The 13,403-nt window shown below is 43.4% G+C and carries 12 protein-coding genes; 2 read left to right on the top strand and 10 right to left on the bottom strand.

All coding sequences use genetic code 11. The features are described 5' to 3' along the window. Positions 1-50: 50 nt before the first annotated feature. On the bottom strand, positions 51-1,481 hold the full coding sequence (locus tag AC787_RS19760) for an MFS transporter (RefSeq protein ID WP_200930720.1): 1,431 nt from the start codon (positions 1,479-1,481) through the stop codon (positions 51-53). A gap of 128 nt (positions 1,482-1,609) precedes the next feature. Further along, positions 1,610-1,930, bottom strand: coding sequence for a thioredoxin family protein (locus AC787_RS19755; protein ID WP_054026359.1), 321 nt, complete (start codon positions 1,928-1,930; stop codon positions 1,610-1,612). A gap of 289 nt (positions 1,931-2,219) precedes the next feature. On the opposite strand from AC787_RS19755, the gene AC787_RS19750 reads away from it, so the two are divergent. Continuing rightward, positions 2,220-2,891, top strand: coding sequence for a DUF2306 domain-containing protein (locus AC787_RS19750; protein WP_054026358.1), 672 nt, complete (start codon positions 2,220-2,222; stop codon positions 2,889-2,891). Between the two features lie 62 nt (positions 2,892-2,953). On the opposite strand, the gene AC787_RS19745 is transcribed toward AC787_RS19750, so the two are convergent. From AC787_RS19745 to AC787_RS19735, 3 genes are all read right to left on the bottom strand, one after another. Next, positions 2,954-3,385: a DUF6526 family protein gene (locus AC787_RS19745; RefSeq protein WP_054026357.1), complete on the bottom strand. Its 432-nt coding sequence runs from the start codon at positions 3,383-3,385 to the stop codon at positions 2,954-2,956. 27 nt (positions 3,386-3,412) lie between these two features. Next, complete coding sequence (locus AC787_RS19740; protein ID WP_054026356.1) at positions 3,413-3,775, bottom strand: VOC family protein; 363 nt, start codon at positions 3,773-3,775, stop codon at positions 3,413-3,415. 93 nt (positions 3,776-3,868) lie between these two features. Next, positions 3,869-4,702, bottom strand: coding sequence for a helix-turn-helix domain-containing protein (locus AC787_RS19735; RefSeq protein ID WP_054026355.1), 834 nt, complete (start codon positions 4,700-4,702; stop codon positions 3,869-3,871). A gap of 209 nt (positions 4,703-4,911) precedes the next feature. Here AC787_RS19735 and AC787_RS19730 point away from each other — a divergent pair, with 209 nt between their 5' ends. Continuing rightward, the gene (locus AC787_RS19730; protein ID WP_054026354.1) at positions 4,912-5,997 is read left to right on the top strand and encodes a DUF3626 domain-containing protein; all 1,086 of its coding nucleotides are present in this window, start codon (positions 4,912-4,914) and stop codon (positions 5,995-5,997) included. Positions 5,998-6,058: 61 nt separating this feature from the next. Here the strand turns inward: AC787_RS19730 and AC787_RS19725 are convergent, their stop codons facing one another. The 5 genes from AC787_RS19725 to AC787_RS19705 all read right to left on the bottom strand — a co-directional run bounded on the left by AC787_RS19725 (position 6,059) and on the right by AC787_RS19705 (position 13,269). Next, positions 6,059-7,657, bottom strand: coding sequence for a response regulator transcription factor (locus AC787_RS19725; RefSeq protein ID WP_054026353.1), 1,599 nt, complete (start codon positions 7,655-7,657; stop codon positions 6,059-6,061). Beyond that, positions 7,632-9,584 carry a sensor histidine kinase gene (locus AC787_RS19720; RefSeq protein ID WP_235561019.1) on the bottom strand — a complete coding sequence of 651 codons (1,953 nt, stop codon included), beginning with the start codon at positions 9,582-9,584 and terminating at the stop codon, positions 7,632-7,634. Before AC787_RS19720 ends, AC787_RS19725 begins: the two co-directional genes overlap by 26 nt. 99 nt (positions 9,585-9,683) lie before the next feature. Further along, positions 9,684-11,348 (bottom strand): extracellular solute-binding protein, encoded by a 1,665-nt coding sequence (locus tag AC787_RS19715; protein WP_054026351.1) that lies wholly within the window; start codon positions 11,346-11,348, stop codon positions 9,684-9,686. Positions 11,349-11,427: 79 nt separating this feature from the next. Beyond that, positions 11,428-12,252, bottom strand: coding sequence for a carbohydrate ABC transporter permease (locus AC787_RS19710; RefSeq protein WP_082361009.1), 825 nt, complete (start codon positions 12,250-12,252; stop codon positions 11,428-11,430). Between the two features lie 81 nt (positions 12,253-12,333). Then, on the bottom strand, positions 12,334-13,269 hold the full coding sequence (locus AC787_RS19705) for an ABC transporter permease (protein ID WP_235561088.1): 936 nt from the start codon (positions 13,267-13,269) through the stop codon (positions 12,334-12,336). Positions 13,270-13,403 lie beyond the last annotated feature (134 nt).

Below are 13,403 nucleotides of genomic sequence, written 5' to 3'. Positions count from 1 at the left end.
CAGCAAATCAGCCGTGAATAACACGACTGATTATTATGTCTATCTCATTTTCAATTCTCTGACGTTTTCCCTTTACGGATGAAAATCAATGCAATAAGTGCACCGACGATAGCTATGATAGCTGCTCCAACGAATGCGGAGTGAAAACCCGTATTTAATGCCGCGATTTGATCGATCCCTTTATCCAACTCCCCTTTCGTCCAGGAAGAAGATACGGCAACCATGACAGCTAATCCAATGGCTGAACCAATCTGATAACTCATATTGGATAAGCCCGACGCCAAACCGGATTCTTCCGGCCTTGCCCCCGACAAGGAGGCAATCGTTGCCGGGATATAAGCCATTGACATGCCAAGTGCCCCGAGTAGAGAAGCCCACAGTACGTTGGTAACGAAGTTTCCTCCTTCTGGCGTATTCCCAGCGAACAGCAACAGTGATCCCGCTAATATAAGCATACCAATTACGAGGTTTCCTTTAATGCCGAACTTGCCGACAAGCCTTCCCATGACTCCGACCATCAAGATCATGATGAGGATCGTCATCGGCACCAGAGCAATCCCACCCATAAATGCCGAATAGTTCAGAACCTGTTGAAGATACAGATTCAAGAAAAACCAAAGCGGAATCCAAGCACCTGCAAGAGTTGCCAAAATGATATTGCTCGCAAGTAGATTCGGAGCTCTAAATATCCGTAGAGGTACGAGCGGTTCCTTTTTCTTCGCTTGCACGATCAGAAACAGAATGAACAGTACAGCAGCAATAGCCAATAAACCGAATGTTTGTGCTCCCCATCCGTTATGCTCCGAAGTGACGATCGCATATACCGCCAGCACCAATGCAGCCGTGACCGTCAGTGATCCCAAGAGATCGATGCTGCCCTTACTTTTCGTTCCTTTTGGAAGGACATACAGACTGTACAAAATAGCGAACAAGCCAACGGGGATGTTGATCAGGAATGTCCAATTCCAACTGAGCCATTCCGTAATGACTCCTCCGAGGAAAACCCCAGCCGTACCGCCTGCTGCTGCGGATGCTCCCCAGAAGCCGAAAGCTTTGTTTAACTCCTTAGGGTTAGCGACAAATAGTTGCATGATGATGGTCAATGCTGCTGGAGCGATTAGCGCTGATCCAAATCCTTGAAGGGCGCGGCCGATATTCATCGACTCCTCGGACCAAGCTAATCCGGCTAACAGCGAAGCAAGTGACAAGATTATAAACCCGAGCATAAACATCTTGCGTTGACCGAATAGATCGGAAAGTCGGCCTCCTAGTAACAATAATCCCCCGAAGAAAATGACATAAGCATTAAATACCCATTGCAGGTTGTTTTGCGAGTAACCAAGTGCTTCTTTAATCGCTGGGAGAGCAACCCCGATGATAGATGTGTCCATGATAACCATGAACTGGGCCAAACATAGCAAGAACAATGCCTTCCATCTTAGCGGATTCGCATTAATCATAGCATTTGAATTTCCTGACATTTCGTATTCCTCCTTGATTTGATTTACATTCGTATAGTATACCCCCCTACCCTATATTGTCAACAACTTTTTCCATAAAAAAACTGCTGACTTTGGATCAGCAGTAGACTTGATTTGATTAAAATAGGTTATGGGATGAGCTGATTGATGGCTCCTGTTAACGTTTCTTTGGGTACGAATCCTGTCACTTTCCCGACTAGCTGACCCTTTTTGTAAATAAACAGAGCTGGTAAATTCATGACTCCCATTTGCTCTGTCACTTTCGTTTCCGTCGCTACATCCACCATGGCCACCGTTACTTTACCTGCATAAGCTTGATCGATGTCCTCTAGAATCGGCTTCATTTGTTTACAGAGCGAACACCATTCTGCCCAAAATTCCACCAAGACGGCATCTTGTTCGGAAACCACCTTATCGTAAGTGTTGTCCGATAAATTTAAGATAGTCATTGCTATATCCCTCCTATTGTGTAACTTACTCTGATAAGTACATAACCACCACACGCAACGCACAGTTTGACAAACACTATAATAACCCAAATATCGCCAAATTAAAATTTAAGATCGGAACTCTAAAGTTCTATTGGTATGTCATCCGACAATTTGGTCTTTGTCTGCAGATCGGTCCATTAGACTTGAGGCGGAGTCGCAGCTCAGTCGCCAGCCGCTTGAGGCGGAATAAGCTTAAATGATACATTTTAATTAACAGTAAATGACAATGAAATTCGGAGGTAAACTGATGCGTGTACGAGGAAGTACGGTTCATTCGTGGTCACTTGGAATATTGGCTTTTTTGGCGTTAGTGGTTGGGGCATACGCCTTGTTTTTGTATGGATCGCCTGACGGCATTAGGGACCAGGGCTTTGTCACAGAAAAAGGAAGCATGCCTGACTTGTGGTACAGCGTTCTATGGGGCCATGCCGTTTCTGCTGGAATAGCGATTGCAATCGGTTGGTTTCAGTTCATCAAGCGGTTTCGGCATCGCTCACCAAACACGCACCGCATGATCGGCTATATTTATGCTGCAATGCTTGTAATTGGCGGCATCACCGGCCTGTATCTCGCTTTTTATGCGAACGGCGGGTTGATCGCAAAGGTTGGCTTCGGCACATTATCTATTCTATGGCTGTATTCCCTTTATCGCGCGTTAAAAAGCATTATCGTCCACCGGAATAAGGCTGAGCATGGACGCTGGATGGCAAGAAATTATGCACTTACCTGCGCAGCAATTACTCTCCGCTTGTATACTGCACTCGCAGCTGGCATTTGGAAAATAACCGATACGAATGACTCGTTCTTCGTTATTGCTTGGATTTGCTGGGTACCAAATCTATTGTTTATTGAAATGATAATGAGTAGAAAAAGGCGTATAGGCATGACGCAAGAGACTGGTATTCATCCAAAGATGTAAACAGAAAAAGAGCAAGGATGGCTGCAACCCATCCTTGCTCTTTTCTTATTATCGTCCTGCTTTTAAACGCGGTTATGATCCGCTCTCCACTTCGTAATGGATTTCTTGATCGTCCTAGAATCCATTCCTGCTTCGGTAGCCTTCACGCATAATGCAGGAAAACCATCATCCTCCGCAAAACGCAGGGCAATGATTTGCTGCACGCTAAGTTTTGTATCCAACGGTTTGCCTGTAAGCCTGAAATGCCGAAAATTCTCCTCATGAACAATGCTGCGATCCTGAAGTTTTGTTGCGAACTGACGAACAACAGCCACCATTAGAACTACACATACGGAAAGACCAAAAATTAATAGCGAAGAGAAACTGAATTGCTCTTTAAATATATGAACAATCGACGCGATAAATAGGATAAGCGCAATGGGCGCCAGTATAAAATGATACAAAGGTGCATATTGCCCATGGTTCTCATAGCTTTGCGTTTTCACATTGCTCATAACGATTCCCCCAATGTAATGTCTAGTTCATTCTTTTTTGAAAAACTGAATCACGCCAAAAGCAAGACCTTCAGAGTCCTCACAATAAGCAAAATCGCCAATTTCAGGAATTTCCATCTTGGCGGAGGCAACTTTGCCACCTGCCCGCTCGACCTTGCCCAAATATTCATCCAGATCCGCCACGGTAATTGAATTAACGGTTCGCAGTGCCTCTTCTGTAGAGCTGCGCATCAGCCCACCGTCAATACCTTCCTCACCATCTTCGCCCGTAATGATTATCCAGTAGCCCTCCATCATCTCTTGGAACTTCCAACCAAAAACCTCTTCGTAAAATGACATTTTTTTCTCTGGATTTCTAGTCTCTATTTCAAAATGAATAACGCGTGACATGACGTTCACTCCTCTTTTTGCAGTAGTCTGATAAGACTCTACAAAAAGAATAGCCATAAACCGTGAATTTTGCTTCTTCTAGTTTGCTATCTTTTATCCCTTCAGCCTATTAAGAAAAGCTTGAACGAGAACGGGAATGGAAATCAATATAGGCGGATCATAAAACTTTGGAGGTCGAAGGGTAACATTGGATTCGCCTTTAGCTACACCATCTGTTATAGTGATTTTCCCACTCGCCTTGCCACGCCAAGAGTGCTGCGGATGCAGGTACTCATCGAGAGAAGCATCCCATGCAAATGCGATAGACATGATATAGTACGTTCCATCGGGAACATCCGGTATAATGTATGCTCCTGACTCAAAAACCATTGTGCATCCCACAGGCTTGCCCATAGGAATTGGCCTAGGAAACAAGCCAATACAAATCACGCCATGAAGCGATTCTGACGCCTTAACATTCCCCTCTATGGCTGAAAGCGCCTTAATGCCCTCTGGCAAACGAATGGATCGAAGTTCATTGAGCCCAAGCAACCTGCTCTCTATAAAATGTCTAAACTGCTGCGGTGAAAGACCGATAAAACTTGAGAATTTGGAAGAAAAGGTGCTAAAACTGCTGTATCCCACCGTTTGACCTACTTCAGTAGCTGATAAAGTAGATTTCAGTAGCAGCTTTTTACTCCATTGAAAGCGAAGAGCAGATAAATACAGCCGAGGCGGAATGCCTGTGGTGGAGCGAAAGATACGATCAAAATGAAAAGGACTGTACGAAATAAGCTTTGCCAGCATTCCCGTCGAAAGAGTCGAATCTTCCATACGTTCTACCATCTGAACAATTGCTGCTTTTACAGCGACTTCATGATCAGATTCCGTCGTTTGCTTCAAACCTGCCGTCTTTTTTTCGTAAACTTCTTGAACGGATTGATTCACACCATTACTACCCCACCTCTGCCATGTAGTCTACCTATTAGAATAATTAAACATGGTGACATTGAATACTTACAACATATGTAAATCATTATACATTATAACTTTCTATTGTCAGAAAAAATAAAGTATTTTTAATAACGCTATCTGTATTTCCCTTACTGTCCATCTTGTATTAAGATTCTATAAAAAGGGAAGGGACTCTTCTGCCTATGGAATTATCGAGGGCTCAGCAATTAGCTCAAGAGTATATAACAAATTACGCAAGAAGCCGCAAAAATGAGGTAGAGCAAACAATTAGGGAAATCCTTCAAATGTCCAGCATCGAGCTGAAGACATTTGAAGATGCTATCATTAAACTAAAATCTCATGCAAGTATTGCGCTGCACTTTCACCCAGATCGATTAGATCCGACCATGAAAAGCGTTGCTGAAGCACTACTTGAGCAGGGAATTTATAAAAGCCAGTTTGAGACTTTCCTATCGAATGGAAGTGTATCAGCATTTTCAGGTGGTGAACGAGACGTTTGGGAAAATAAAATGTTTGGCGGAGCGTACCAAATAAATGGCTCAACCAATAGCGAGCGGCCCAAGTATGGGGCACTCAATGTCATGTTACATCCCGATGGACCTGCTCCACGTTTTGGATCATGCTATTTTCTTTTATCCACTGAGGTCTCTCATCGTTGCACTTATACTTATTTGGATTCTCACCAAGACCCCAAGGAAAAAGGGACGTATAAGGAATTTGACCTCATTTTGGCTGCTCTCATGAGGGATGCGTTCTATAGTAATTTTTCCATTGGTGAAAGCAATCTGACGGCTCGAAAGTTAATCGACCATATGCTCGTCAATCTTGAGAAACCATTCCAAAATCCATCAAACAAAGAGCCAACTCGAAATCTTGACCACTATATCGAAGCTCAGGTTCATGGTGACATTTCTCTTAAAGAAGACGTAAAGACGCTTGTTGCCGATCCATCATTTAAGGGCACCCATACAGGACGAATTTTAGAACAGCTATGTTTAAAGTATTCAATTGATCTTTACTGGCACATGGGCTTTACCCTTTTAGTTGATGAGGTTCCTATGAATTTTAGAGGTCCTTCGATGCCTTCACTAGCCAAAAGAATTGCGCAAAGTGATTTTATTGATGTTAATATGATTGGCTCAGCAGCTCTGGACTTGAAACAAAATCCAAGTAATTGGAGCGATAGAGGAACCTACAAAGAAGTTCTGCAAGAATTAAAATTACTCTGGCATGTTTTAGTGAGATATGGAAAGCCAATGGAAAAGTGAAAGTTAGCGTAATCGGAGGTAAACGGAAAATAAAAAAAGAGGAGCCCGCAGCTCCTCCCCTCTAAACCTTATGTTCTACCGATTCTTTGCTCTGATCAGCATCCGATCTCACCTTGATCCGATATTCCTGCGGCGATATTCCCTCAAGCTCCTTAAACACTCGAGAAAATTGCTTGCTATTCTCAAAGCCGACGGCGCTGCCGATTTCCTGCATCTTCTGATTGCCTTCGAGCAGCAGTTCCTTGCTCTTGCGAATACGCACTTTTTTCAGAAACAATACAAAATTTTCTCCCGTATGAACCTTGAACGCCTCACTGAAGTAGGAATAATTAAGGCCAACATAATTGCTCACGACAGCCATATTAAGCGGGCGATAATAATTTCCCTCCATATAAGCGACCGCCGCTTTAATCTCCGAATGCTCGCTATAAGCAGAGCGAATGCCTCTGACATAATCATTCACGCTTGAGAGCAGCAGCTCCAAGCTCCGATAATAGTCATGAAAGCTGCGGAAATTATCCATGCTGCCTACTTTACGATATAGCTTCAGTACTTCGATTGACTCTTCACCATAGATGCGAAAAACTTCATCCAGAACCTGCTCATTGATCATTTTCCCTACAAGCTTTAAATACCCAATATCAACGTCAGGTATATCCTCTGTATGGAATATCAGCTTCAGCAGCTCTTGAACTTCCCGTTCCCGATCGGTACCCAGCATATTGCCAAGCTTACGAATTTCTTCTTCTGGCACCGGGTAATACTGCCGCTTCGCTCGAATATCTTCATGGTGCAGCAGACGACAATTCGAATAAATGAATGAATATTGAAGGGCTTCAGAAGCCTGCTTATAGCAGTGAAACAAATCTTCTATTTCATTCCCCTCAGCGCTTATCCCCATGCGCAGTCCGTCCAGTTCCTTCCCTCCAACCTGCCTAAACAATTCCTCGAACTGATAGCGCGGGCTTCCGATCAGAACAAGCTTGCTCTCACTATCTAGAAACGAGACATCCATAACACCCTTGATCGGATGCATCATTTTCTCCACCAGCAGCTTAAACTCTTCTTTGTTCATAGAGTCGCCGCTCTCCGATTTATAGTTCAAGACGGCAACGGTAAACGGACTGGTTATTTGCTCAAATCCGATTTTGGATTCCAGATCATTTGCAATATCATAGGCAGGGTCATCTTGTCTAAACCATTCCTTCAGCCTGTTTATCCGCAGCTGTTCACGGTAGGTATCGCTTACAGCTACCCGCTCAGCAAGTTCAGCTTGCGCTTGCAGCGTATTTTCGCTTTTTGTGAGCGATTCAAACAGCTCATCCCGCCGTATAGGCTTGAGCAAATAATCTTTAACCTGATATTCTATAGCAGCCTTAGCATACGAGAAATCATCATAACCGCTTAAAATAATAAATATCGGTTTTTGCACTGGCTCAGCCTCTTGGGTAAGTCGCTTAATGAGTTCGATCCCATCCATGACAGGCATGCGAATATCTGTAATAACGATATCCGCCCGTTCACTTCGATATTGAGTTAGAGCATCTTCTCCATGAATAGCCGTTCGAATATGATATAATTCTGGAAATTCTCTCTCTATCATGGTTTTGAGCCCTAATCGGATATTTTTCTCGTCATCTACGATTAGCATTGTTCTCATATCCGGAACTTCCTCCCATCAACAGCACCTTAGGAAGGGTAATCACTACCTCTGTAAAATGCCCTTCTCTGCTATATACATGTAATCCATATTGCTTGCCATAATAAAGCCGAATACGCTGATGAACATTGCGCAGACCAATTCCAAACGCTTGTTTTCCGTTGCCAGCTTTTTTTTCTGAAGATATCCCGTTACTATTATCGGTGTGAATCATTTCATTTAACCGCTCCAAGCGAGCCGCTTTAATACCCATGCCATTATCTCTCAGCCTGATAATAATGCCTGCATCCTCATTCTCATCCTCAGAAACATTAATCAAGATCGTACTTTGGCTCTCTTCCACCCCAGTCCATGCATGTTTCACTGCATTTTCTATGATCGGCTGCAGAGACATCTTAAGCACTTCAATCTCCAGCAGCTTCGAGGGAATATTAAGCTCAAGCTGAATCGGTTCATCGAAGCGAATATTCATGACGGCAATATAATTCTGAATATGGCGAAGCTCATCTTGCAAGCTTACATATTCACCAGACCACTTGAAATTATAACGCATCATCCCGCCAAGTGATGTAAGTGAATCGGATATCGTCCGCTGATTTTCCATCTCTGCCAGCATCTTAATATTCTCAAGCGTGTTATACAAAAAATGAGAGTCTATCTGACTATGCAAGGTACGCAGCTCCGCCTCTTTCGTTAACGCTTGCTTCTTAACTCCCTGTGCAATCAACTCATTAATCGTATGAATTAATTTGTTAAAATGATGCGCAAGCTCGCCTATTTCCCCGCCTCCCCCCAAAGGAAGTCCAGTAGGCATTTCTCCTCTTCTTACTTTCTTCATTGCCTCTGTGAGACGACTCAGATTTTTGAGAATAAAGGAGTTCATTAAATACGTAATGAAGGATAATAAACCGATCAAAATAATATTAGCGGCGATGATTTGTCGCTCTGCTCTGGATACACGTTCATCAACGTTTTTTAATGATACGACGTTCAAAATATGCGCACTGGCTTGTTCCACAGGTGTGGAGACCAGCAAGTAAGGATGCTTATTGACTGAAAATCGCTTTTCCTTATCCCCACGCTCATTCATTTCACTGAACTCTTTCAAAATAGCTTGATGAAGCTCTGGATCACTACCGACAAACGGTTGATTATTATCCATAAAAATAGTTCCGTTGCCATCAGCAAGCATCATCTGTGATCCGTCATCCTTAATATTGGCAAACGCTTTAGGCGAGAACTGCTTCAGCAGCATTTCAACTTGAATAATCCCAATTCGCTTACCTCCAGCATGCACGAGGCGAAGGAGTGATACCTTCGGCATTTGAGCATTAACATCCGTCACGTAGCGATGCAAAATGTCTAGGTCCTGCTCTTTGAATATCCACATTTCCTTGCCATCCAATTGATCCAGCTTAGCGAACCATGGCTCTTTCTGAATCCGGCGTTCATGGAAGATAATCGGCCAAATTTCAGATATATGATCATTATTTGCAAATAGTCGAAGATGGGCAATGTTTGGATTGTTGATTTGAATGTTGATCATATCGGTAAGCGCACCACGATATAAGTCGAGGAGCTCTTCAACAGGAAGTTCATCTTCCTTTGAGACATAATCCAAAATTTCAGATTTCGATAATGTGAGCTGGGCAGCCCGTTCCATAGCTTCAATCTGATTTAAAACATTCACTTTCTCCATTTCAAGCAAGTAATGGCTTTGCTTAAAGGTATCGTTAATATAGCTATCCCTGATCTGATTAAAGAGATAGTTCGATACGCCGATGCTAGGAATTAACAGGATGATGATATAAGCGGCTACGAGTCGACTTTGCATCGATCTGTGTCCCAGCCAATTCGTTACAGATTGAAGATGTAACCGAAATTTTCTGCCCATAATGCTCTCACTTCCGCTCTGTATTTCACTCACTATTCATAGTTCCCTATGCGACAAAAAGCACCCCAGACCGTTTCCGGTTCTGGAGTACCTTTCGCTGGGGGAGTCCCCTAAGTGGTAGAAATGATCATATTATTTTGCTGCGTTCAACTTTGCAACATTTTCTTCGTATTTCTTTTGTTTGTAGGCTTGTACTTTGGTGAATCCAAGTGATTCACGTTTCGTTAGGTAATCGCCCCAAATTTTATCGAAATCCGCTTCGGATTTTGCAAGCACTAGTTTTGGCAGTACTTTACCAAACTCTTGATCTATTTTCGTGTTCATAATACCTTCGGCTGAAGTGCCAGTTGGGTTGAGTTGGTCAAATTCCGACAAGCTCTTCGCTTTGCCGCGTGTCCAGTCTTCCAATTGCTTGAATGGCTCAACAGCTGGTGGAGACCAGATTGGCGTTAGGTTCGTATCCATCATCATCCAGAACGTGTGGGATGCGCCAAGCTGTTTATCAAAAGCGCCACGATCTGTATTCAATAGTTTCAATGTTTCTGGCAAGAACTGATCTTTGCCATCAATGTTATCCCAAGTTACGCCTTGTTTACCGAAGAACGTATCATGCTGTCCTTCTTCCGAGATCAAGTAGTCTAGGAAACGAATAGCGCGTGCTTTGTCTTTCACATCTTTGGAGATGAGTGTAACTGTCCAACCTGAGATCGATGGACCAGCAAGTGTCGGCTGATCAAGGTTAGTATTAGCAGGACCGTCTACAGCAATGTAGATGGAGTTCGGGTCATTTGCAAATAGTGCATTTTGTTGGTTTGCAAGGTCAGATCTAGAGTAAAGCATTGCGAAATAACGGCCTTGTGCAATTTTCTCTTCCATTTGCGGGCGCTTGTCAATAAAGATATCTTTTGACAACAAGCCGTCTTCGTTCGCTTGACGCATTGTTTTGAGCCATTTTACGTATTCAGGATCTGTATTTCGATCATACAGCTGACCATCTTTGTCGTAAGGAATAGCAAGGAAATTCTGAATATAATGTTGAAGCGACGCGTTGCCTGTATCGTTGAAATCATACATGCCTAGCGGAATAAGCGGTTGGCCGTTCACATCAGGATACATTTTTTTCGCATCCTCAAGTGCTTTCAAGAAGCCTTCTGGCGTACGCATATCCGGCTTACCTAGTGCTTCATACATATCTTTGCGCACAAGGAAGGTTTGTGTGGATGTAATGTTGTCTCCGAATTTCTCATAGTCCTTAGGTGATGAGGAAGAATTCGGATAGCCATACACATTGCCGTTTTCTTGTTTGTACCAAGAAAGTTTAGCAGGGTCTGTTACTTTGTAGAAGTAAGGGTCATATTGATCAGCAAGCTCGTTCAGCGGAAGGACTAGATCGCCTTCGATCATTTTCTTAACCGCATCTTCATACCAGCCTAGTGTAATAAAATCAGGCAAAGTGCCCGAAGCGATCATCGTATTCATCTTCTCTGCTTCGTTGCCGGCTGGAACGATGAAGTTAATGTTAACGCCTGTTTTTTCAGTAATATATTTCGAAGTCGCATCTACGCCCCATTTGTTAGGGAACCAAGAGAAGTTGATGTACCAATCGAACGTAATCGGGCTTTTATCCACTTCCCAGCCCTTATCGTCCTGAGTAAGCTTCACTTGCTCAGCAGGAGCGACATTGCCCTCTTCCTTGCCATTGTTTTTGTTGCCGCCTGAAGAGCAAGCGGTCGTAAAGACTAGAACGGTTGCGACCATCAGCATCAATAGATTTTTGAGCTTAAGCTTCTTGTTCATGTTTGTCTTCCCCTTCTCTGTATGAATAATTATATATGCAATCCTCTGCTCGATAAAGGGCGGAAGGTACTGCCATAAGTTAACCTTTAATCGAACCGATCATCATTCCTTTTACAAAATACTTCTGTAGGAACGGATAAGCGATAACGATTGGAAGGGTCGTGACAACCATCGTAGCCAGCTTGATGGATTGCGTAGTAACAGATTTTCCTATGCCTCCAGGAATAGCGGCCAACATTTGGCTAGAGCTGGACTGAGCTACAATCCGGTACAAATAGGTTTGTATCGGCTGCATGTCCATGTTGTTCATGTAAATTACGCCGGCAAAGTAATCATTCCATTGGTATACCCCGTGGAACAAAGCGATTGTAGCGATAACCGGCATCGATACTGGCAAAATCACTCGTATAAATATCGACCAGTCATTTGCCCCGTCAATTTTGGCAGCTTCCTCAAGGCCATCCGGAATATCCCGGAAGAAGGTCATGAAGATAATGAGATCGAAGAAACTGAACATAGCTGGAATAATATAGACCATGAAATTATCCAGCAAATTCAAATCTCTCATAAGCAGGTAGGTCGGGATTAGACCGCCGCCGAAGAATAAGGTAACCGTTCCGAAGAGAATATATATTTTGCCGCCAATGAGGCCCTTGCGTGAGAACGCATAAGCAACCATCGCCGTAAAAAATACGTGAAGCGCAGTGCCAAGCAATGTTTTGGCTACGGTAATTCCCATCGCAGTCATGATGCCGCTGCTTTGGAAAACCGCGTCGAAGCTCTCGATGCTGAATACCCGCGGCCACCAGTAGATCCCGCCGCGCATGCCGTCCTGCCCTTCATTAAAGGCATTGACCAGCACATACCAAATCGGATATAGGGTCGCGAAGCAAATGAGCAGCATTCCGAAATTATTGAAGATATCGAAGAATGCTTCTCCCTTTGTTTTACGTTTAATATTAAACACGGTTAGTCGCCTCCGTTTCTAGAAAAGTGAAGTATCGTTCATTTTTTTGGTTACGCGGTTTGCAATTAGCAATAGAATTAATGCGATTAAAGACTTAAACAATCCGACTGCGGTGGAGTAAGAATAACGTCCTTGCTGCATACCCGTCTGATAGACATAAATATCGATAACGTTGCTTGCGCTCTCGTTCAATGAGTTGCGCAGGACCAGAATCTGATCGAAGTTGGAGTTAAGCACGCCGCTCACTGCAAGAATGAACAAGATGGAGATCGTTGCTTTGATGCTTGGCAAAGTGACGTACCACATTTTTTGAAAGCGTCCCGCTCCATCAATGGTTGCCGCTTCGTACAATTCCGGTGATACGCTGGCAATAGCCGCAAGATAGATAATGGCGGACCAGCCAAGCTCTTTCCATATATCTGATGTAATAATGATACTCCAGAAGTAACTAGGCTCTGCCAAATAGGAGATCGGCTCGTCGATGAAGTTCAGAGCAAGCAGCACGTTGTTAATGATCCCTACGTCCGAAAGCCAAGTTGCAAGAATGCCGCCGAGAATAACCCATGACAAAAAGTGAGGCAAATAAGAAATCGTCTGAATCGCCTTTTTGAAGCCTACAGAACGAACCTCGTTCAGAAACAATGCAAAAATAATAGGCAGTGGAAATCCGATCGCCAGTTTAATAAGACTGATGCCGAGTGTATTTCTCATGACATCAACAAAGCTCTCATCCTGGAAAAACTCCTTAAAGTGCATGAAGCCTACCCAAGGCGCTTCGCTAATGGATTTAACAATGTTGAATTCTTTAAAGGCGATAATAACTCCATACATAGGAACGTAGTTGAATATAATCATCCATAGCACGCCTAGTAACGCCATAATTTGAATGTGCCGTTGGCTGTACAACTTTTTGAACCATCTGCTTCTTGCTGCCTTTGTGTCCGCAGCAGGCAAGGAAGCTGGCGCTGAACCTAGCTGTGTTTTCAAAATAATAACCCCCATGCTGTTGAAAATCTGATGTAAGCCTTTGCATTTCTTATACTTTAATTGTAGATCGTTGATCCCTATCTCGTAAGGCTTTAGATTTC

This window comes from Bacillus sp. FJAT-28004 (assembly GCF_001280845.1).
Classification (GTDB): Bacteria; Bacillota; Bacilli; order Paenibacillales; family Paenibacillaceae; genus Pristimantibacillus.
This window is presented reverse-complemented; position numbering and strand designations above follow the sequence as displayed.